Below are 22,613 nucleotides of genomic sequence, written 5' to 3' on the forward strand. Positions count from 1 at the left end.
CTTTGGCAGCCAAAAATTTCAGGCCTCCAGGCCTGGCAAGGTTGCTGGTTCTGTTTTGGCAATAAAAAAGGCCATCAAGGTCGCTCCCAAAAAACTGGGATGACTGACCTTCATGGCCTGATTGATTTTCTAACCGACTTTTCCAACTAATTCAGGATGCGCCTTCCCCGATGCAATGCGCAATCCCTGATTTGCTTTTCGGACTTCAATATCCGGCTTGATGCGGTCAAAAGCATAAACGCATGCCATAATGGAGTCAAGCAGATTTATTCCCATCCGGGTAAATAATTCTCTTTTTAGATATAAACTATTGATACCTTGTATATTAATTGCCAGGTGGGGATGGGGCTATTCATCCCATGGCATGAAAAAACTTGACACGCCCCCCACGCACGGCTATAGGCTGCCAATCACGCTTCGGAAAAGACCCCGAAGCATCCGCTGGTAAGAAACCGGCTGAAAATACACTATTTTTAACAAAGAAAAATTGAGCCGTCCGAACCCATCAAACCGGACGGATGTTTAGAAAAGCCACGAAGGCTCTTCAAGAGGATTCCCCTTTTGAGTCTCGTGGCTTTTTGTGTTTATGGCCCAGGGAGGTTGTTTGTTGTTTGCTCGAAATTTATTTGTATTTACAGTAGCTTGTCTCCTTTTTCCGGCCTTGGTTTTTGCGGGGCGGGATAGGGTGGAGGTCATGGACGCACGGGGAAAAAAGATCGTCCTGCGCACTCCCATCAAGTCCGCCGTGGTTCTCACGACGGACGGCATAGAAGTGCTCAGGACCCTGGACGTCGGAGACCTGATTGTTGGAGCAAGCAGCCTGATCTGGAAAGAGCCTGAACTCTGGCCCGAATTGCAGAATGTGGCCAATGTGGGCAAGTGGAACGACCCTGACCCCGAAGCCATCGTGCGCCTCATGCCGGACCTGGTGCTTTGCTACGGCCATAACCCGGGGTCCTCCCTGGAGGAAAAGGTCGGCGGCCTGGGCATCCAAATTTTGCGCATCGATTGCTTCAGGCCTTCCACAATTAAGGGTGAAATACGCACTCTGGGCAGGATATTCGGCCGGGATGAAAAAGCCGAAGAATTTCTTTCCTGGCTGGAAGCGCACGAAAAGGCCGTTTTGGATTGCTTCGACCATTCCGGCAAGCCAATCGTCGCGTACATGGAAGCGTATTCCGATTTTAAGGCTTCAGGAACAGGAACCGCCATGCATGAGCTATGCAAAATGTCCGGCGGCGTCAACATTGCCGAGACCACGGAACTGCAAAATCCGGAAGTCACCACCGAGTGGGTATTGTCCATGGCGCCCGACGCCGTAATTAAAGCCGGCAGCATCAAACGAGCGTATTCCACGGATTCGGATCAGGAAATCAGGGATTTGTATACGCATATTCTTGACCGTCCTGGGTTCAGCCAACTTCCGGCCGTAAAAAACGGTCAATTTCATATCCTGGCCGGGGACATTGGACCTGGGCCAAGGTATGTGGTCGGCCTGGCCTACATGGCAAAGTGGTTTTATCCGGATTCTTGCGGCGGCCTGGACCCCGCCGCCATGCATAGAGAGTATATGGAGCGGTTCCAGGGGCTTCCGCTAAAGGGGTATTATGTTTTTCCAGAATAGCGCCGCGCAAACCGGCTCTTCCGCCGAGGACGCCCGTCAAATCCGGGGGGAGCAAGCCTATAAACGCATGCAACTCCGCACCCTGCTTGGGTTGGGATTATTGGCGAGCATGGTGGCGGGGGCGGGGGCCGCGGGAGTTCTTATAGGAACCTCCGAGACTTCTCTGGGAGATTTGTTTCGCGCCATTGCCGGAGAGCAAAGTCCAAAAAGCGTCATTCTATTGGGTTTGCGGCTTCCCAGGGTTGTAATGGCCTTTTTGGTGGGCGCAGGCCTGGCAGTGGGTGGGTGCATTTGCCAGGCCATTCTTAAAAACCCTTTGGCCTCGCCCTTTACTTTGGGCGTTTCCTCCGGCGCGGGCTTCGGCGCCGTGGTGGGCATCGTATTTTTCAGGGCGGTTCATCATAATGCCGTGGCTTTGTCGGCCTTTGTTTTTTCCTTAGTCTCCACGCTTTTGATTCTGGGCGTCAGCCGGTTGAAAAACGCAGGCACGGAAACCCTGATTCTGGGCGGCGTGGCCGTCATGTTTTTGTTTTCGTCTCTCACCTCCTTTGTTCAATACACGGGCACCATGGAGGAAGTGCAGGACGTGGTCTTCTGGTTTTTCGGCAGCCTGTCCAAGGCCGGGTGGTCTCATATTTGGGTTTCGGCCTTTATGGTGCTGGGCCCCATGCCGTTCGTCTACGCCCGGGCGTGGGATTACAACGCCCTCATGTCCGGCGACGAAACCGCCAGTACTTTGGGCGTCAGCGTGGAACGGCTCAGGATGGAGGGCATCCTTCTTTCCTCGCTTATGACCGCGGGCGCCATTTGCTTTGTGGGCGTGATCGGGTTTGTGGGGCTGGTGGCGCCCCACATCTCGCGCATGCTGGTGGGCAGCGACCACCGTTACCTGCTGCCTGCATCCGCCCTGGTGGGGGCATCGCTGGTTACTCTGGCCGACGTTATTTCCAGGATAATCTGGCCGCCCCAAGTTATTCCCATAGGCATTATGACTTCCTTATTGGGAGTCCCATTTTTCTTTTACCTTCTTGTAAAGAAAAGCAGGAGGTTCTGGTGACGCTAATAGTAAACAATCTGGGCTTTAGCTACGGCAAGGCCGCCATCCTGAACGGGGTGGATTTGTCCGTGGGCGGCAATGAGGTCGTCTCGGTGATCGGCCCCAACGGCGCGGGAAAAAGCACCCTGCTGAAATGTATCCTCCGTTTGCTGAATCCCGGCCGGGGAGAGGTGATGGTAAACGGCAGGAAAGTGGACGACCTCTCCCGCAAGGAGCGCGCTTTAAGCCTGGCCTACGTGCCCCAGGCCCTGCCCAGCCGCTTTCCCATGACCGTGTTCGACACGGTTTTGCTAGGACGGCGCCCCCACCTTGCCTGGCGGCCATCCAGCAAGGATGTGGAAAAGGTCTGGGCCGCCCTGGCCAGAATGGATCTGGACGCCCTTGCCATGCGGGATTTCGATACCCTTTCAGGCGGTCAAAAGCAGAAGGTCATGCTGGCCCGGGCTTTCGCTCAGGAGGCGGAATACCTGCTTTTGGACGAGCCCACCAGCAACCTGGATTTGCGGCATCAGATGGAGGTCATGAACATGGTGCGGGAGTACGCGGAAACCACAGGCCGCGGCGCCCTGGTCACCATCCACAACTTGAACACGGCGGCCAGGTTTTCGGATCGCATCGTCATGCTCCAGGGGGGCAAGGTCCACGATTGCGGCCCCCCCGCCGACGTCCTGAGCTCGGAAAATATTCAATCAGTCTACGGCGTAGTGGTGGAAAGCGCCTGCGTTAACGGCAGCCAGGTGGTCATACCGTTGAGGGTTGCATAGGATTACAGGAGAAGAAAAATGACACGCATAGCATCGATCATGTGGAACACTCACGTCCCCATGCTGGCCCGGGCGGCAAAGCAGCAGGAAGACATTGACCTTGTCATGTACTCCTCCAAAACCCTGGAAAACGAGGCGGAACGCTTTGACGAGGTTTTCAAGGCCCTGGAGCAGGCGGACATCATTTTGCTGTACCGCTCCGCCACGGGTTTCTGGGACGCTTTGGAAGAGCGAATCGAGGAAATCGGGAAAAAGGTCCCTATCGTCTGCACCGGGTACGATCCCTCATTATGGAGCCTTTCCACCTTCAGCCCGGAAACCGTGCAGCAGGCGTACAACTATATCAGCTTCGGCGGCGACAATAACTTTTTCAACCTGCTCCGTTTTGTAAAAGGCCTGGCGGAAGGCGATGCGGAATCCGCGCCCAAGCCGGTTTTCATGCCATGGGAAGGCCTGTACCACCCCGAGTCTCAGGTCACCCATTTTGAAAACCTGGAGTCGTACCAAACCTGGTACAATGAATACCTCAAAACCAAAGGCCTGGAAAACGCCCCGCAAGTCGGCATTCTAATCCCCCGTCACACCTGGATCACCGGCAATATGGAGTTGGAGGACTGCCTGATCCGGGAGCTTGAAAACCAGGGCCTGGCCTGCACCCCGGTGTTTTCCTACAGTTCCCCGGACAAGGACAACGGCGCCAAAGGCAGCATTGCCATGCTGGAGGAAGTCTTTTTTAATTCGGAAAACAGCCCCCGGATCCATGCTTTTATTAAACTCCAGATGTTCCTCTTGGGCATCAAAGGCGCGGACCAGTTTTCCGACGAAAGGGCCAATCGCGACGGCGTGGCTTTTTTCAAGCGCCTGGGCGTGCCGGTTTTTCAGCCCATTGTCAGCCTGGAAATGACTCCCGAAGAATGGGAGGCCAGCCCCCAGGGATTATCCAACGTGGCTTTTACCGTGGCCCTGCCCGAGTTTGAAGGGGTGATCGAGCCCATGATGGTAGGCTGTGCAGAACGCGAACAGGATGACGCGACGGGCGCCGTCATGGAAAAACGGACCCCCATCCCCGAGAGGGTCCGCCGCTTGAGCAAGCGCGTCGCCCGCTGGGTGTCCATGGGCCTGAAACCGGTTTCGGAAAGAAAGGTTGCCTTTATCCTGCATAACAACCCCTGCGCCTCGGTGGAGGCCACCGTGGGCGGGGCGGCCAAGCTGGACTCTTTGGAGTCGGTGGCCAGGGTTTTGCAGGCCATGAAGGCCAAGGGCTACTCGGTCGATCCTCCGGAGACGGGCGAGGAGTTGATCACAACCATTATGGACCGCAAGGCGGTTTCGGAATTCCGCTGGACCACCACGGACGAAATCGTGCGAAAAGGCGGAGACCTTTGCCAGCTTGACCTTCCCACCTATCTGAAATGGTGGGAAACCTTTCCCCCGGCCATGCAGGAGCGAATTGCAGAAGCCTGGGGCGCCCCTCCGGGAGAGGAAAAGAACGGCGTGCCCGCCGCCATGCTCTATGACGGCAAAATTCTCATCACCGGCGTCTCTTACGGAAACGCCGTGGTGTGCGTGCAGCCCAAACGCGGTTGCGCAGGCACAAAATGCGACGGCGTGGTCTGCAAAATCCTCCACGATCCCGACGTGCCGCCGCCCCATCAGTACATCGCCACATACCGGTGGCTGGAAAACGAGTTCGGCGCCGACGCCTTTGTGCACGTGGGCACCCACGGCAACGTGGAGTTTCTGCCCGGCAAGTCCGTGGGCTTGTCCGAATCCTGCCTGCCGGACATCTGCATTCACGAAACGCCGCACCTGTATATTTATAACTCGGACAACCCTTCCGAAGGAACCATCGCCAAGCGCCGCAGCTACGCGACCCTGGTCAACCACATGCAGACGGTCATGGGGCAGGGCGGGCTGTACGGCGATCTGGAGGAGTTGGACGGGTATCTGGACGAGTACGAGAAGGCGAAAACCACGGAGAAAAACCGCGCCCACACCTTGTCGCATTTGATTGTGGATACGGTCAGGAAAACCAACCTGGATAAGCAGATCAAACTGACCGACGACATGCCCATGGACGAAATCGTCCGGCGCACTCACGACGCTTTGTCCAAAATCCGCAACACCTACATCCCGGACGGCATGCATGTGTTCGGCAAGGTCCCCGAAGAAGAAGCCCGCATCGAGTTCCTGTGGGCCATCTTGCGTTACGACGCGGGAGACCCAAACAGCCTGCGGAAAATCCTGTGCCGCTCCATGGGCCACGAATTGCTGAGCCTCATGAACGACGAGGGCGCGGTGGATCCCCGCACCGGCAAGAGCCACGGCATGTTAATGGAGGAGATCGAAGCCCTGGGCGTCAAGGTTGTGGAGCAGGCGTTGCAATCCGTGAACGGAGAGGAATTTCTGGATCGAACCCTGGATTTGCTGGGCGACCTGGTCGTGGACAGGCAGGCTTTGACGGGCATAGCTTCCTTGCTGGATCGCATCCTGGACCTGAACGTGCGCGTTGGGGAGTCCAAGGAAATTGACGCACTGCTTTCCGGCTTTGAAGCCAAATACATACCGGCAGGCCCTTCGGGCCTGATCATGCGAGGCAGGGACGATATTCTGCCCACAGGCCGCAATTTTTACTCCTTGGATCCCAATAAAATTCCCACCAAGGCGGCCTTCAGGGTGGGCGAAAAACTCTCCGAAGCCGTGCTGGAAAAATACCTGACCGAAGAAGGCGCCTATCCCGAAAATGTTGGCATCTTCTGGATGGCCGGCGACATCATGTGGTCGGACGGCGAGGGCATGGGCCAGATTTTGGCTTTGATCGGCGCCCGGCCCAAGTGGCTGGCCGGCGGCAGGGTGCAGGGCTTTGAGATTATTCCCTTGGAAGAGCTGGGACGCCCGCGCGTGGACGTGACCATTCGGGTTTCCGGCATCGCCAGGGACAATTTCCCCAACTGCATCGAATACGTGGACGAAGTGATTCAGGCCGTGGCCGCTCTGGACGAGCCGGTGGAGCAGAATTACGTACGCAAGCATACCTTGGAGCAGCTTGCCGAAGAAGGCGGGGACGAAACCGACTCCCTGGCTTTGCGCCGTGCAACCTATCGGGTGTTTTCGGCCCAACCCGGCACCTATCGCGCCGGCGTCAACCTAGCTGTTTACGCCTCGGCCTGGAAAACCGAGGCCGACCTTTCTGACATCTTTATGTTCTGGAACGGCTACGCTTACGGCAAAGGCGTATTCGGCGAGCCCTCCCACAAGCAATTGGCGGGCAGCCTGAAAACCGTAAGCCTGACATTCAATAAAGTAGTCGCCGACGAAAACGATTTGTTCAACTGCTGCTGCTACTTTGGTACACACGGCGGCATGACCGCCGCGGCCCGCACTTTGTCCCAAAAGCCGGTAAAGACCTACTACGGCGACACCCGGGAGCCCGAGCGGGTCCAGGTGCGCGACCTCGCCGACGAAGTGCGGCGCGTGGTCAGGACCAAGCTCTTGAACCCCAAGTGGATCGACGGCATGAAGCGCCACGGATACAAAGGCGCCGGCGATATTTCCAAGCGGGTGGGCAGGGTCTACGGGTGGGAGTCAACCACCCAGGAAGTGGACGACTGGATTTTTGACGATATTACCCGCACCTTTGTGCTTGACGAGGAAAACAGGGAGTTTTTCCGCAAGCACAATCCGTGGGCCTTGGAGGAAATCTCCCGGCGGCTGCTGGAAGCGGAAAGCCGGGGGCTGTGGGAAGCCGATCCTGAGGTGCTGGAAGAACTCAAAGAGCATTATCTGGAGTTGGAAGGCTGGATCGAAGAGTATATGGGCGATGTTGAGGGTGATTTCCAGGGAGGAGCTGTTGACATGTTCACGCCGGAAGACGTGGCCGCTTGGAAAGCAGAGATGGACAAGCTGAAGGATTCCTGGAAATGACAAAAGCAGTATGTTGTTTGACGATGCTCCTGGCCCTGGCGGCGTGGCCCCAGGGCTGGGCTTGGGCGGAAACGGTTCAAACGGAGGAAGGCAGGGAGGAAGTTGAAGAACAAACGGAAAAAGTCGACTCATATCTCGTAACAGAGGAGCATGTAACCCAATATAATATTCGGGACATTTGCGAACTGCTTAATTTGCTGCCCGGTGTTTCCGCCTCCACAACAGGCGTTACGGTGCAGGGCAGTTCCTCCAAGACCGTGGCTGTAATCATGGACGGCAGGCCCCTTTTCAATCCGGCTTCGGGAAAGGTTTACCTGAGCGGCATACCCATCCAAAGCGTTAAGGAGGTGCGCTTGCTGCAAGGGCCCGAAGCAGCGCGCTATGTTGGCAATACGGGCGGCGGCGTGATCGTCATCACCTCCAAAAAGGGCGAAAAGGCGTATGTCAACAAGATCGATGTGGGCTACGGCCTGGCCGAGCCCCAATCCACCTTTGACGCAGCAGGGGAGCAGCCAGACTATTACGAAAGAAAAAAAGCGGAATTCAACATTGGCGCTCAGAAAGGCGAAGTAGGCTTTTTCGTCAACGCTCTGGCCGACCTGAACGGAGGAGACCGCATTAATGACGAAGAAGACAAGATGGCCTTGAAAGCCAACATGGATTTTCCTCTCCCGGCGGAGTTCCAGGCCACCATTTCGGGCATGATATCGAACGAGGAAAAGGAGAATCCAGGCAAGGAATACCGGATGACTCCCCATTCCGAATCCACTACCGACGAATGGGGCGGCTCCTTTTTGCTCAGCAAAGGCAACTTTGGCAATCGCGTTTACGTCAACAGCTTTTCCGATCAGACGGTAAATCCGGACTCCGGCCTGGACAGCCGGTTGGACAGCCGGGTGTTTGGCGAGGAAGCCCGATGGAACGGCGATCCCTGGGGAATCAAACGGGTGGCCGTCGCCGGCAATGTGGAATACCGCGAGATTGATTCCAACACCTACGGAGAAAAAGAGGAAACCGTGGGCGGCGTTTCCCTGTCCAAGGAATTCCAGCCCGGAAAAAATTTTTCCATACTGGCTGGTTTAAAAGGCAATTTTTACAGCGATTACGACGCGGAAGCCAATCCCCAGCTTAACATAACCTGGAAGCCCTCTCCGGTGCGTCTTTCCCTGCTTCTCGAACGATCCAACACCATGCCGACCTTTGACCAGCGCTACTATCAAAACAGCACCCGCCTGGCCAACCCGGACTTATCTTTGGAAACCGTATACAGCGCCAAGTTTCAGTTTCAGCACGACTGGAATAAATACTTCAGTTGGGGGCTAACGCCCTTTTACATCAAGATCGATGACAAGATCGAATACTACCGTTATGCAGGTTTGCCTGCAGGCGATCCCAATTACGGGAAGGCCGAATACAGGAACCTGTCCAGCACGGAATCGACCGGGGTGAACGTCAATGCGACCTTAAGGCCCCTGAAATCGTTAAAGCTAAATGCGGAATATCAATATCTGGAGGCGAAAAACAAAGATACGGACAATTACCTGTTCCAAAAGCCGCGGCACAAGGCCAAAATTCGGCTGCGCCATGAAATCGCCGGGCTGGTCAGCCAATTGGAGGCCAACTACAACGGCTCCCGCTATGACGACTCGGAAAATCTGTGGGGCTTGCCCCATCGTTGGTATCTGGACGCCAAGATAGACTATCGCTGGAAAAAGTGTAACTGGTATCTTGAAGTGGACAATCTTTTTGACCGTCAGTACTATGTCTACAGGGGATGGCCCGGAGCGCGGCGTTCCGTCATGGCCGGCATGTCCGTGGAGTTTTGAGGCCGTCTTTTACCCAATAGATAAAAGCCTGAACGATTCGGGGAGAGGATCGGCGATATGAGTCAGCAAGCTGAAATTTTTGCAAAATACTACAAAGAGTACCAGGAGCGGGTTGCAGCAATGGATTTGTCTTCCGTTGCGGACAAACTGGGACTGGAAAAAGCAGAAGGCGGGTATCTGCTTCCGTTGTATGGCCGCAACTATATTGCATCGGGAAAGGGGCTTGTGGAAGAATCGGGGAAGAAGCCGGATTACATGGCCTGCATCATTTTGGCCAGGTACCTGACCTTATGTCCTGACGAAGCGCCGTTTATGGACGAATGGGCGGCGTTCAAGGATTTTAAGAAAACCTCGCATTTTACCAATGTGAACTATTTTAACAGCGATACGGAGCGGGCGCTCGCCGCAAATTTCGGCGGAAAAATGGATGACCTCAAAAGGGCGTGCAACGCCCTAAGCGGCCAGCCGGACGATTCCGGCCTGTCCTACGATCTGGTCAAAAGATTTCAGGCCTTGCCGAAAATATCCGTTCTCTTGCTGTTCAACGACGTTGAGGGGCGCTTTCCCGCCTTTGGGACCGTGCTTTTCCAAAAGCATACGGAATACTACCTGGATCCCGAAAGCATCGCCGTAACAAGCGCCTACTTGGTCAGAAGCCTGAAGGCTCTGGCCTTTGAACCCGCCCCGTAGGGCGGCGGCAGCCTTAATCGGCTGACTGCTTAACAAAGTCACGAAGACTTCCCAAAAAATCCTGACCGGCGTTTTTCCGTTCGGTTAGGAGCAATTCATAAAAAACGGGAGGCCGCGAAGGCCTTGGCGGACGCAATCCGTGCGTCTTCGCTGGACGGCTTTTTGCCGCCTTTTTTCAGGGGATGGTTAAAAGGCGAAAAGTGTATGAACTTATTGCGAAAAAGGAGAAGTAAAATGAAGTACAGGGGAAAAATTCTGACGGGCGTTATTGCTATTCTCGTCGGGTTGCTTATGGCGGTTCCGGCCTTTGCCGCGGACGCAGATGCGGCCCCGGAAGCCAAAAGCATGGAAAAAATGCAAGTGACCTCCACAAGAACCCAGAAAAAGGCTGACCTGGCCCCGGCCAGCGTGAGCGTTATCACCAAGGAAGACATGGAGGTCATGCAGATCAATACCATTGACGAAGCCCTGCGTTATGAAAAGGGCGTGTATCTGGATCGCCCCGGCGGATTGGGCGACGCTTTGCCGGCAACCACCATGCGCGGCCTTCCGGGAGACGAACGCTCCCTGATCATGGTGGACGGCATTCCGGTTAACGATCCCTATTCCTCGCTGGCGCCGTACAACATGATCGATCCCAACGCCATCAGCCAGATCGAAGTGGTTTTGGGCCCCGGCTCCGCCTTGTACGGCGGCAACGCAGTGGGCGGCTCGGTCAATTTGATCACCAAGGACCCCAAGGAATTGGAAGCCGGAGGAAGGCTGGGCTGCGGAACCTATAATAATCAAAAAGCCGGCGCCTGGGTGGGCGACAAGGTCGGGGATAAATTTACATACCGGATCACTATGGATTGGGAGGCCCAGGAAGGCTACCCCACGCAATTGGTGACCAAGACCACCAAAGCAGGGGCAGCCACCGGCATCAGCGGCGGGTATGAAATTGATTACGACGTCGTCGCCAATACGGATCAGACAAGCAAACGTTGGGCTGTGGGCGACAAGGGCGACAAAAACTCCCAACGTTATGGCGGAAGCCTTCGGACTACCTGGAAGACCACGGACACCGGCAAACTGACTTTTCTGTTTATGGGGGGCAGCCATTCTTATGAATATGACGCGCCGCACAGCTACATTAGCGATGGCAATGACTTTGTTTTTTCCGGCGTAGCCGAAGCCGGAAGCGGTCAGGTTACTTCCAAGGTTAATCCTAAAGACTTTCTGGCGGGCAAGGGCGCCCGTGAGTATTACGCCCCGTCCTTGAAGTACGAGGAAACCTTTGGGAATGTGGATATCACAACCAAGCTGGCCTGGCAGAAGCGCGACTCCTGGTACACATCCCTTAGCGGAGCTTCCAGCAGCGAGACCTATTACAGCGCCAAAGGCCAATATGTGGCTTCCGAAGACAACGAATACATGGCTGAAATCCAGGGCGATTATGAATTCAACTGGATGCGCAAACATGTCCTCACGGCGGGCCTGTTCTACAAACAAGGGGTTTTTGAACAGGAAACCACCCGCCTTCGCTATTACCAGGACGAAGGCTCCACATGGGGCGGCGTGATCGATATTACAGAGGGCGACACAACCTTCCTGGCGCCCTTCCTCCAGGTGGAATGGAGCCTGCACGACAAGGTAACCTTGTACACCGGCGCCCGCATTGACTGGTGGTGGGCGAAAAACGGCAAGTCCGGCGACCCGAAAGATCTTGCCATTCTTGAAGACAAGGATAAAAGCGCTGTCAGCCCAAGAGTGTCCGCGGTCTGGGAGCCCGTCAAAGGATCTACCTTTGTACGTGCATCCATCGGCCAGGCTTTTAAGCCGCCAACAATCTATGACCTGTTCCGTACATGGACGGGCAGCACAGGCACCCTGTATATGTCCAATCCGGACCTGGACCCCGAAACCATGTGGAACTATGAAATCGGCGTGGATCAGTACCTTTTGAACAGAAAAATCAAACTGGGCGGCACCGTGTTCTACTCCCAGGTTCAGGACCTGATCACTTCTCGATATATCGCGGCGAAAGTCACGGAGAAAACCAACGTGGGGGAAGTGGACATCATTGGTTTTGAAGCGGACGCCAGGGTGTATCCCACCAACTGGATGCAATTCTTTGTGAATTACGGCCGGTATGAAAGTGAAATTAAGGAATACGAGATCGATACGGCTTTGGAAGGAAAAAGCCTTTTGGAATTCCCGCGGGATCTTGTCAAAGTGGGGACGGATTTCAGATTCTGGAAATTCCAGTACAGCATCTTCGGCCAATATTTCGGGAAAACCTATTGGGAAGATGACAACTCTTATACGGACGAAGAATGTTACAATGGATTCTCTCCCCATTGGGAATGGGATACCAAGTTGACCTTCAACGCTACGGATAAGGTGCACGCCTCTGTCGCAGTAAACAACGTCTTTGACGAAGGCGAGTATTGGGGCGGTTCTCTTACGCAAGGCCAAACCGTATACGGAGAAATCCGTTTTGAAATGTAAAACACATTCAACCTAAAACGCATGGCGGCGGGAGGGATTTTTCTCCCGCCGCCTCTTTTTGAGCTTTCGAGAAATAGCTGCACAGGGATTGTGAGAATTATTGATATCTGCTAAATGCTTTGACGTATTTTCTAAGTTGGAGCGGAAAAATCCTCTTTATCAAAGAGGTTACAGGATAGTTATGCGCTTATTACTTTCTCCGGGGAAAACGCCTTTTTCCTTAAGGGACGCGTTTTGCCTGGCCGCCGCCCTTCTTGTTATTTGCATCTGCAATTCAATCGCCCTGGCCAATGAACAGGAGCCTATCGCCCTGGAAGATATGGTGGTCACCCAATCCCGATTGGATGAATACGTTAAAAACTACCCTCAACAACTGGACATCCTTCAACGGGAAGCCATAAAGCAGGGCCACTACCACAAAGTAAGCGAGGCTCTGGCCTCCATGCCCGGGGTGGACGCAACCGAAAGCGTAACCGGAGGAACGCGCATAGCCATACGCGGCGCGGGCCAGGGGCATGTTCTGGTGCTTGTAAACGGCCGTCCCGCAGGGGCTGCGCAATACGGCGGCGCCGACATCAACAGCATCCCCATGGAAATGGTGGAGCGCATCGAGGTGTACAAGCCGCCCATTCCGGTCTGGCTGGGCGCCGGAGGCTCCAGCGGAGCCGTGAACATCGTGCTCCAGCAGGACGTCAAAAGAAAAAAAGCCTTTACCGGACGTGCGGAAGCCTACGGCGGCTCCCGCGGCAAGGTCGGAGGCAGCGCTTCCGGGTCATATAAGGTCAACGAACACGCTTGGGGGTTGTCCGCAGGCGCAATCCATCAGGATGGATTCCGCGTCAACAGCGACAGGGACACGGCCAAGGCGAGCGTCAGCTGGCAAAACCCCAAAACGTCCCCCACCCGATGGGACGGCAGCGCCCGGTATTACCATTCCGAGCACGGCTCTCCGGGCAGGACGGATAACCCCACCCCCGACGCCAGGCAGCAATACAACAAAGGCTCGGCCGATTTACGAGCCCGGGGGTTTTTTAATGATCAGGCCGAGTATGAAGTCAAGGTATTCGGGGAAACCCTGCGCCTGGAGGATGAGTCCCAAAGCGGCCTCACTTCCCTGCTTGACTCCAACCTGATTGGAATCAAGGAAGAAACCACCATCGCCGACAGCCTGGGCAAGTGGGCCTTGCGTTTTGGCGCCAACGGAAAATGGGAAGGCGCGGACCACACTCTATCCGGGGACCACGAACGCACCCAAGGCGGCATCCACGGCCAGTTTGACCGGGACGAGGGGGCCTTTACCTGGACCCTGGGCGTTAGGGGGGATCTCGTCTCCGACTTTGACTTCCAGCCCGGCGCCACGGCCGGCGTGGGCGTTCCCGTTGGAAAAGGGCATCAAATAAAGGCCCGGGCCGGATATACCACCCACGTCCCCACTTTCGGCCAGTTGTATCAGCCGGCCCACGGCTCCATTGACCAGGTTCGCGGCAACCCTGATCTGATTGAAGAGCGCATCGTCTCCTGCTCCCTGGGTTGGCAATGGGACATCTCCAAGAAAAACAGGCTGGAATGCACCCTGTTCAGGGAGGACGTATGGGACAAAATTCAGTACGATGATTATACGGACTTGATCAAGCGGCCCGTCAACCTGGACCGCACCAACAGGACCGGCGCGGAATTGGCGCTGTCGTGGACCGTGGGCGCGGTGGGGCTTGAAGGCTCCTACGCGCTGCAAACCACCGAAAACGAGCACAACGGCAAAGATCTTCCGTATTCGCCGGCGCACACGTTCAAACTCACCGCAAAAACCAAGGCCGGCCCGTGGAAAACCCGCCTGGAAGGCGTGGGCAGGGTAGTGAGCGACCAGTATTCGGACATTTCCAACACCGAAGAAAAACAGGTGGACGCCTACGCATCCTTTGACGCTAAAGTAGTTCAGCCCTTTCCCCTTTTCGGCCGCTCAGCCGAGGCTTACGTCAAAATTCAAAACCTCTTTGACGCCAATTACGAGACGCACCACGGCTATCCCGACGACGGCTTTCGCTTCACCGCCGGGCTGAGTATGGATTTTTAAAAGGAAAAAGGATTAAACCAAGTCCGGATCGGTGAGCACTTCAACCAGCGCCGGGCCGTTGTAAGCAAAGGCCTGCTCCAAGGCGCCGTCCAGGTTATAGGCGGATTCCACGCGAATTCCCCGGGCGCCGCAAATCTCCGCGTATTTGGCGAAATCAGGGTTGCGCAAGGATGTGGACCACACGGTTTTTTTGTCGGCCTTCTGCTCTTTGGCGATCTTGGCCAGTCTGCTGTTGTTCAGCAATACGTGCTTGATCGGCATGCGGTGTTTCACCGCCGTGGTCAACTCGCCCAAGTATTGGCCGAATCCGCCGTCTCCCGTAACCGCAACCACAGGCCTGTCAGGGGCGGCGCAGCAGGCGCCCATGGCGGCCGGATACCCGGACCCGATAGAGCCCAGCATGCCGGAAAGCAGCACGCTCTGGTGCTTGGCTTCAAAATATCTGCCAAAGGAATAGGCGTTGTCGCCCACATCCAGGGCGATGACCGCGTTGGCGGGCGTGCGGCGGGACATGGCTTCAAAAACGGCCGCAGAACTGATCCCCTTGCCCTGATCCTTGGACGCTCTGTTGGCCTTGGTTTCCCGCCATTTTTCCCATTGATCGGCCAACTCGCGCCGGGGATTGTCTTTGGGAACGTCCGCCGAAAGCGCCTTGCCAAGCTCCTCCATCGTGATTTGGATATCGCCCCATACGGGCAGGGTCACAGGGCGGAATTTTCCCAAGGCCTCGGGGTCGAGATCCACCTGGATGGCCGGGATGTCCTCTGCAATGCGGGTGTGAGGCGCAAAGGCGGCCCCCAGCACCAGCAGCAGGTCCGCATTCCGCATGGTCCGCATGGCGATGGGCGTTCCGCTCAAGCCAAGCACGCCGCAGGCCAAAGGATGCGAGTCCGGGATGAAACCCTTGGCCTTGAAGGTGGTCATGAGCGGGATGTTCCAGGCCTTGGCGAAACTCACCACGGTTTCAACGGACTGCAGGCAGCCATGGCCCATGATAATGACAGGCCGCTCCGCCCTCATAAAAAGTTTCGCCGCCTGATCCACATCCTTTTTCGCGGGAGAAACTTTTTGCAGCACTAACCTTCCCTCGGGCGATCCCGGGGCGGCGTTTTCATCCACCTCCAGCTCCTGCACGTCGTTGGGAAAAACCAGATGAGCGACGTCCCTGTTTTCCAGGGCGCTTTTCATGGCCAGATTCATGAGCTCAGCGTGATTGCTGGATTTGTAGACGGTCTGGGAAAAACAGGTCGCACCGTCGAAAGCCTTGTGCAAGTCCACTTCTTGGAAGCTGTTCCTCCCCAGCATGTTGGAGTTCACCTGCCCGGTCAGGGCGATCACCGGAACCCGGTCCATATGAGCGTCCCATAAGCCGGTCAGTAGATTGGTTGCGCCGGGCCCTGCAATGGATAAACACGCTGCCGGCCTGCCGGAAAGCTTGGCGAAGCCGGAGGCGGCGAAGGCGGCGGCGCCTTCATGGCGTATGCCTATGAATTGAAGATCGCCCGTTAAACAGCGTTGGCGGATGGCTTCCGCCAATCCTAAGTTGGAATGGCCCACCATCCCAAAAATATGGTGGACGCCCCAATTAATCAGGGTGTCCACCATGAGTTCACTCACATTGCGGGATTGGGATTCCATACACCCCTTTTAGAAGACCATGCATGCGGGTTCATAGTACTCCTGGGGATACTGACAGCTGGGGCATTTCTTGGGGGGCTCTTTGGCTTCCACAATGTAGCCGCAGATGCCGCATTTCCAGGCGATGGGTTCGTCCCGCTTGTATACCGTGCCGTTTTCCACCATTTCAAGGATTTTTTTGTATCTTTCACGGTGTTCGGCTTCCACCTTGCCCACCTGAATAAAAAGACGAGCTGCTTCCTTATCCCCTTCATTCTCGGCCTCCTTGGCGAAGTCGGGATACATGGTGACGGTCTCATAGTCTTCTCCGTCAATGGCTTCCTTCAAATTGGCGATGGTGTCGCCAAGGCCGCCCATTTTCTTGAAATGATCCTTGGCGTGCTGCATTTCATTAAATGCGGTTTCTTCAAAGATTTTGGCTATGTAATGATAACCTTCCTGCCTGGCGACTTCGGCGAAAAAGGTGTATTTGTTGCGAGCTTGAGATTCACCGGCAAATGCGGCGGCCAGATTTTCCATCGTCTTGGACATGGTTTCCTCCTTTGATTTTTGAGTTATGTGATCAGGGTCGTCCCGTATTATAGTGGAAGTTCTTTTTGACGTCCATTGTTTTGAAGAATAGCTAACAGATAATGATAATCATTGTCAAGTAGAAAATTCCAAATTTTCTTCGATCATGAATTCCTAACAAAAACAACGGGTACTATGATGGCTACCGGCGGCTCCAATAAACTATACATGAATAAAAAAAGGTCAATTCCCTTTTTCGACCGGCGTCCAAGGAGCTTGACTTTGTTGGAAAGTGTTGAATATAAAGTGATCTGGTGTTTGGTGGTATATTGGCGCCTCAATTCCGTGAAATTTAAAAATCTTGAATCACTATCTGCGCGTCCTTAATCAACCTGAGGTGGTTATGTTTCGTCCCCGCAGCCTGCTGGTCAGGCTGATAGCCTCTTTTCTAAGCCTTTTACTCATCGGAATTGCCGTTTCGTCTTTTTTTTCCTGGATTCAAGCCCGAACCACGGTTGAAAAAGTCGTGTATGACGAATTGCAGGCTGCCGCGTCCGTCAAAAGGGCGGACCTTCAAGAATGGGTGGAGCGGCAGCGCAAGCAGATAGTATTGATGTCGCAGCTCCCGGACGTGCGCATTTTATGCGAGGATCTGGCGCCGGACGGGGACGGCCCTGTTTTTGTTGAAGCCCAGGAGTATCTGCGGGGGCTGCTGAACTCGGTGACCAGCTCCGTGCCCGGGCTGGCGGAAGTGTTTATACTTTCCTGGGAAAAGGGCAAGGTGCTGGTCTCCACGAATGAAAGCCACGAGGGTTTGGATAGATCCGGCCAAGCCTATTTTGAGATGGGCCGCGACGGAGTGTTTTTGCAGAACCTGTATCTCCCTGAAGGCGAATCTTTTCCCGCCATGACAGTATCGGCCCCGATCAAGGACTCTCAGGGGGAGACATTGGCCGTATTGGCCGGGCGGCTCAACCTGGATGACATGAATGAAGAAGTCATGGTCTGGACCTCCTTTCAGGAAGGCCGCAAAGTCTTTCTGGTGGACCGCAGGTTCGGCATACTTAACAAGCATGTTGCGCCCGGCCAGAGGGAATCCTGGAACCTGAATACTGAGGGCATCCGAAAGTCCCTTGCCGGAGCGAGCGGATACGGAGCTTATATGAATCACGCCGGCCGCAAAGTCATGGGCGTGTATCAGTGGATCCGGGAATGGGACCTTGGCCTGCTGGTGGAGGTGGACGAAAAGCGCGGCCTCGCCCAAGCCAGGAGAATCGCCGGGACGGTGCTTGGGACGGGCATCATCGTGGCCTGCATCCTGGCGGTGGCGGTATATTTTTTGTCTCTGCGATTTGTGCGGCCGATTACGGCAATCACCAGAGCCACGCAGGCGGCGGCGAAAGGCGATCTGACGCAAAAGGTGCCGGTCCGATCCCGGGATGAAATGGGGGTTCTGGCGGAAAATTTCAATTCCATGATCAGCCAGTTGCAGGCTTTGTATGCGGCCATGGAAGTGAAGATCGACCAGTTGCAGCAAGCCAAGGAGACCATTGCGGATCGGGAAAGATGGTTTCGCGCCCTCATTGAAAACGCCACTGACATTGTCACGATTCTGAACGCCAATGGCATCATCACCTATCAAAGCCCCTCGGTGGAGCGCATTCTGGGCCTGGATCCCGTGGATATGGTGGGCCGCAGCGTCCTGGACTGGTTCCATCCCCAGGATGCGGAAAATTTCGAGGAATTGCTGCTGAGTATGATAGAGCGCCCCGGCACGCCGCAAGTGGCGGAATTCCGTTTAAGGCATCGGGACGGAACCTGGCGCATCCTGGAATTGTTGGGCAATAACCTTTTGGCCGACCCTTTGATAGACGGCGTGATCCTGAACATTCGCGAAGTGACGGAACGCCGCCAGGCGGAAAGGGCTCTGGAAGAGGAAAAGGAGCGCTTGGCCGTCACCCTGCGAAGCATCGGGGACGGGGTTATCGCCACGGATGGCAAAGGGCTTATCCGGTTGTTTAACGAAGAAGCCCAGCGCCTGACCGGCTGGTCCGTCTCCGACGCTTTGGGCAGGCCCGCCAGGGACGTGCTGCATATCCACCACGTAAACAGGGAAGACGGCCGCCTGGACCTGGCGGGCGCGGTTTTGACCAGCGGAAGGGTGGAGCCTCGGGGGGACGCCATGGTGGTTTCCATGGACGGGATTTCCACGCCCATCTCCTCCAGCGCCTCTCCTATTACGGACGAGAACGGCCGGGCCATCGGCGCCATCCTGATCCTGCGGGACGTGACCCAGCGCCGAAAATATGAAACCGAATTGCAAAAGATAGACAAGCTGGAGTCCATCGGCGTCCTGGCCGGCGGCATCGCCCATGATTTCAACAATATCCTTACCGGAGTTCTGGGAAGCATTTCCCTGGCCAAGCTTTACGGCCAGGGCAACCAAAAAATCGTGTCCAAACTTCAGGAAGCGGAAAGGGCCTGCCTTACCGCCCGGGAATTGACTCAGCAACTGCTGACCTTTGCCCGGGGCGGGGCGCCGGTCAAGGAAAGCGCTTCCCTGGCGGAACTCCTCAAGGAGTGCGTGGGCTTCGTCTTGTCCGGCTCCAAAGTCCGGTGCGAGTACTCTGTGCCCGAGGACCTCATGCCCGCCGAGGTGGACGCCTCCCAAATACGGCAGGTGATCCAGAATTTGGTGATCAACGCCACCCAGGCCATGCCCCAAGGGGGCATTTTGTATATTTCGGCCCAAAATGTGAAAGTGGAGGAAAAGGACAATCTCCCGCTCCCGCCCGGACAATATGTGGAAATGTCCATCCGGGATCAGGGCGAAGGCATTCCCCCCGAAGACCTTTCCAATATCTTTGACCCTTATTTCACCACCAAACAGGAAGGCAGCGGCCTGGGTTTGGCAACGGCCTACTCCATCGTTAAAAAGCACGACGGCCACATTGGGGTGGAGTCCGCTTTAGGCGTGGGAACCAGCTTTACGGTTTATCTGCCCGCATCCGACTCCAAGCCGGTTTCCAAAGAAAACCAATCCCAGGCGTTGGACCGCGGCCAGGGTAAAGTGCTGTTGATGGACGATGAGGAAGTGGTGCGGGACGTGACCGGCGAGATTCTTGAGTTTCTCGGCTTCGCCGTGACAACGGTCGCAGACGGCGCCCAGGCAGTCGCCGCGTATGAAGAAGCCATGGACAAAAACGACCCCTATGCCATCGTGATCATGGACCTCACAGTCCCCGGCGGCATGGGCGGCAAGGAAGCCATGGAAAAAATCTGGGCCTTGGATAAACAGGCCAAGGCCATCGTGTCGTCAGGCTACTCCCAGGATCCCATCATGAGCGAGTTCCGGCAGTTCGGCTTTTCCGGCGTCATCGCCAAACCCTTCACCCCCGAAAATCTCATGCGCGTCATCAACCGCGTTTTAGAACTTTAACCTCTTGTAAAAATATAAAATGTTTCAAATTTTCCTTCGCGCTCCTTAAAAGGTCCGGAGGTTTTACTTTGATATGCCCGTGCCGGGTGTGGTATCAAAAAAGACGCCTAACCCGAACCAATTATAGGAGGAGCATTAATGAAGGTGACATGTGTTTTGGGAAGCCCCCGCCGGTGGGGGAACACCGCGTTTTTATCGGAGGTCATCGCGGAAACCGCCGAACAAAAGGGCGCGGAGGTGGAAACCTTTGTTCTAAATAAATTGAATTTCAAAGGCTGCCAGGCCTGTATGTCCTGCAAGGGCAAGTCGGAAAAATGCGTGGTCAAGGACGACATGGGCCCGGTGCTCGACTCCGTCCTGGAGTCCGACGTGCTGGTGCTGGCCTCTCCGGTTTATTTCGGGGACATAACCAGCCAGGCCAAGGCCTTTGTGGACAGGAGCTTCAGCTTCCTGGTTCCCGAATACGCCAAAAAGGAAACTCCCAGCAGATTGGCCCCAGGCAAGAAAATGGTCATCGTCCTGGCTCAGGGACAGCCGGACGACTCCCTTTTTGCGGATATCTTTCCCCGGTACGAGGCTTTTTTCCGTTGGTACGGATTCACGGAAGTCATCCCGGTCCGCGCATGCGGAGTATATGACAAGAACGACGCCAAAGATCGCGAAGAGCTGGTGGAGATGGCCAAAGAAGCCGGCCTGAGAATCATGGGCGCCTGAGTTTGGGCTTCGGGCAAAGCAGGCTCCCCAACAAATCGGATAGACCGGTTGCAAGAAGCGCCGACAATCTGATACAAATGTATAAATTATCCCCGCAGCACCCAATAACTTCTGCCAGGAGGTGGTATCATGGCTTCAGACGTCTTTTTCGTGAGTTTAAGAACCAGATCGTGGAAACATAATAAGATCAACCGGATTCAAGAGCTTTTCGACAAAGCCGGTTTTGCCGGCTTCTTGAAGAAAAAGGACCTGACGGCCGTAAAACTTCATTTTGGAGAAAGAGGCAACGATTCCTATATCAATCCTGTGTACGTGCGCCAGGTGGTGGACAAAATCAAGGAAGCCAAGGCAAAACCCTTTATTACCGACACCAACACCCTGTACTCGGGCAGCCGCGCCAATGCGATAGATCATTACATTACGGCCATCGAGCACGGATTCGCCTACGCCGTGGTCGGCGCGCCCCTGATCATCGCCGACGGCCTGACAAGCAAGAATATTACCGAAGTGGAGATCAACAAAAAGCATTTCCAGTCCGTTAAAATTGCTTCCGACATCGTCTGTTCCGACGCCATTATCGCCCTTTCCCACTTCAAGGGGCATGAACTGGCGGGGTGGGGCGGGGCCATAAAAAATCTGGCCATGGGATGCGCCCCGGCGGCCGGCAAACAGCAGCAGCACGACCTCACCATGAAGGTGAACAAAGAAAAATGCACCGGATGCGGAAGCTGCGAGGAGGTCTGCCCCGTGGGCGCCGCCAAGCTGGAGGACGAGATTTCCGCCATAGACGCCAAGGTGTGCATCGGCTGCGGCGAATGCATGACCGTATGCCCTGAAAAAGCCATCAACCCCGACTGGGCCACGGATATCGGCGCTTTCATGGAGCGCATGACCGAATACGCCTACGGCGCGGTCAAGGATAAATTGGGCAAAATGGGCTTCATCAACTTTGTCCAGAACGTCACCCCGGATTGCGACTGCGTGCCCTGGACCGACACGCCCATCGTCCCGGACGTGGGCATCCTGGCATCCACGGACCCGGTGGCCCTGGACAAGGCCAGCCTGGACCTGGTGAACAACCAGATCGGCCATCAGCACGACTTGCTGAAAGGCAATCACGATCCCGGCCTGGACAAATTCCAGGGCATGAGGAGTTACACCCAGGGCGCCGTGCAGGTGACCTACGGAGAGGAAATCGGCCTTGGAACCCAGGAGTACAACCTGATTCAACTGGATTAGACATGAGGCCGGATGCAAGGAAATTGCTTAAGGAGGGGAAGCATGAAACCGAACGGCATCCAGGATTTAACGGTGTCCAGCTCCGCGTTCGGAGACTTGGAAACCATACCATTTGAACACACTCAGTTCGGAGCAAACCGCTCCGTTCCTCTAGCCTGGGAAGGGGCTCCGGAAGGCGTGAAAAGCTACGCCGTCATCGCCAACGATCCGGACGCCCCCTCCCCCAGGCTGCGCCTTTTCAACTTCACCCACTGGGTCGTTTTTGACATTCCGCCCCACATGGCCTTGCTGGAGCCCGGCCTGCCCGTCAAACCCCTTTTGGAAAACGGAATCAAGCAAGGGAAAAATGGGTACGGCAAAAACGGCTATGCAGGACCCAAGCCGCCGTTCGGCGAGCACCGGTACATTTTCACCGTGTACGCCCTGGACAGCCTGTTGGGCCTGGATCCCGCCAAAACCAGCAAAAAAGCCCTGATCAAAGCCATGCAAGGCCGCATCCTCGCCCAAGGAAAAATAACCGGCCTCTACAAAAAAGGCTGAATCCTCCTGCGTTCATAGGCAATGGGCGTCCTTAGAATACGCAACTATCTGGCTTCCCTGCGGGGAATTCGGGAATGGTCGGCGTCT

The 22,613-nt window shown here is 55.5% G+C and carries 14 protein-coding genes; 12 read left to right on the forward strand and 2 right to left on the reverse strand.

All coding sequences use genetic code 11. The features are described 5' to 3' along the window. The first annotated feature begins 694 nt into the window (after window positions 1-694). The 8 genes from BUE18_RS09145 to BUE18_RS09180 all read left to right on the forward strand — a co-directional run bounded on the left by BUE18_RS09145 (window position 695) and on the right by BUE18_RS09180 (window position 14,446). Window positions 695-1,624, forward strand: a complete 930-nt coding sequence (locus tag BUE18_RS09145) for an ABC transporter substrate-binding protein (RefSeq protein ID WP_073475059.1) — start codon at window positions 695-697, stop codon at window positions 1,622-1,624. Then, window positions 1,608-2,681, forward strand: coding sequence for a FecCD family ABC transporter permease (locus tag BUE18_RS09150; protein ID WP_073475061.1), 1,074 nt, complete (start codon window positions 1,608-1,610; stop codon window positions 2,679-2,681). Before BUE18_RS09145 ends, BUE18_RS09150 begins: the two co-directional genes overlap by 17 nt. After that, complete coding sequence (locus tag BUE18_RS09155) at window positions 2,678-3,445, forward strand: ABC transporter ATP-binding protein (protein WP_073475063.1); 768 nt, start codon at window positions 2,678-2,680, stop codon at window positions 3,443-3,445. The genes BUE18_RS09150 and BUE18_RS09155 overlap by 4 nt, the downstream gene beginning before the upstream one ends. Window positions 3,446-3,463: 18 nt before the next feature. After that, on the forward strand, window positions 3,464-7,369 hold the full coding sequence (gene cobN, locus BUE18_RS09160; RefSeq protein ID WP_073475064.1) for a cobaltochelatase subunit CobN: 3,906 nt from the start codon (window positions 3,464-3,466) through the stop codon (window positions 7,367-7,369). Further along, complete coding sequence (locus tag BUE18_RS09165) at window positions 7,366-9,195, forward strand: TonB-dependent receptor plug domain-containing protein (protein ID WP_083610890.1); 1,830 nt, start codon at window positions 7,366-7,368, stop codon at window positions 9,193-9,195. The genes cobN and BUE18_RS09165 overlap by 4 nt, the downstream gene beginning before the upstream one ends. Window positions 9,196-9,252: 57 nt before the next feature. After that, on the forward strand, window positions 9,253-9,885 hold the full coding sequence (locus tag BUE18_RS09170; RefSeq protein WP_073475068.1) for a DUF3786 domain-containing protein: 633 nt from the start codon (window positions 9,253-9,255) through the stop codon (window positions 9,883-9,885). Between the two features lie 234 nt (window positions 9,886-10,119). Beyond that, window positions 10,120-12,375 carry a TonB-dependent receptor gene (locus BUE18_RS09175; RefSeq protein WP_073475070.1) on the forward strand — a complete coding sequence of 752 codons (2,256 nt, stop codon included), beginning with the start codon at window positions 10,120-10,122 and terminating at the stop codon, window positions 12,373-12,375. 181 nt (window positions 12,376-12,556) lie between these two features. Then, window positions 12,557-14,446, forward strand: coding sequence for a TonB-dependent receptor plug domain-containing protein (locus tag BUE18_RS09180; RefSeq protein WP_083610892.1), 1,890 nt, complete (start codon window positions 12,557-12,559; stop codon window positions 14,444-14,446). A 12-nt stretch (window positions 14,447-14,458) separates the two neighbouring features. Here the strand turns inward: BUE18_RS09180 and BUE18_RS09185 are convergent, their stop codons facing one another. Both BUE18_RS09185 and BUE18_RS09190 read right to left on the reverse strand, forming a co-directional pair. After that, complete coding sequence (locus BUE18_RS09185; RefSeq protein ID WP_073475072.1) at window positions 14,459-16,084, reverse strand: thiamine pyrophosphate-binding protein; 1,626 nt, start codon at window positions 16,082-16,084, stop codon at window positions 14,459-14,461. 9 nt (window positions 16,085-16,093) lie between these two features. Continuing rightward, window positions 16,094-16,615, reverse strand: a complete 522-nt coding sequence (locus BUE18_RS09190) for a rubrerythrin family protein (protein ID WP_073475074.1) — start codon at window positions 16,613-16,615, stop codon at window positions 16,094-16,096. A 382-nt stretch (window positions 16,616-16,997) separates the two neighbouring features. On the opposite strand from BUE18_RS09190, the gene BUE18_RS09195 reads away from it, so the two are divergent. From BUE18_RS09195 to BUE18_RS09210, 4 genes are all read left to right on the forward strand, one after another. Beyond that, on the forward strand, window positions 16,998-20,033 hold the full coding sequence (locus BUE18_RS09195; RefSeq protein ID WP_073475075.1) for a PAS domain S-box protein: 3,036 nt from the start codon (window positions 16,998-17,000) through the stop codon (window positions 20,031-20,033). 138 nt (window positions 20,034-20,171) lie between these two features. Next, window positions 20,172-20,747 carry a flavodoxin family protein gene (locus BUE18_RS09200; protein WP_073475077.1) on the forward strand — a complete coding sequence of 192 codons (576 nt, stop codon included), beginning with the start codon at window positions 20,172-20,174 and terminating at the stop codon, window positions 20,745-20,747. Window positions 20,748-20,876: 129 nt separating this feature from the next. Then, the gene (locus tag BUE18_RS09205) at window positions 20,877-21,986 is read left to right on the forward strand and encodes a DUF362 domain-containing protein (protein WP_073475079.1); all 1,110 of its coding nucleotides are present in this window, start codon (window positions 20,877-20,879) and stop codon (window positions 21,984-21,986) included. A gap of 42 nt (window positions 21,987-22,028) precedes the next feature. After that, on the forward strand, window positions 22,029-22,526 hold the full coding sequence (locus tag BUE18_RS09210) for a YbhB/YbcL family Raf kinase inhibitor-like protein (protein WP_073475081.1): 498 nt from the start codon (window positions 22,029-22,031) through the stop codon (window positions 22,524-22,526). Window positions 22,527-22,613: the final 87 nt, after the last annotated feature.

Source organism: Desulfatibacillum alkenivorans DSM 16219 (genome assembly GCF_900142135.1).
Classification (GTDB): Bacteria; Desulfobacterota; Desulfobacteria; order Desulfobacterales; family Desulfatibacillaceae; genus Desulfatibacillum; species Desulfatibacillum alkenivorans.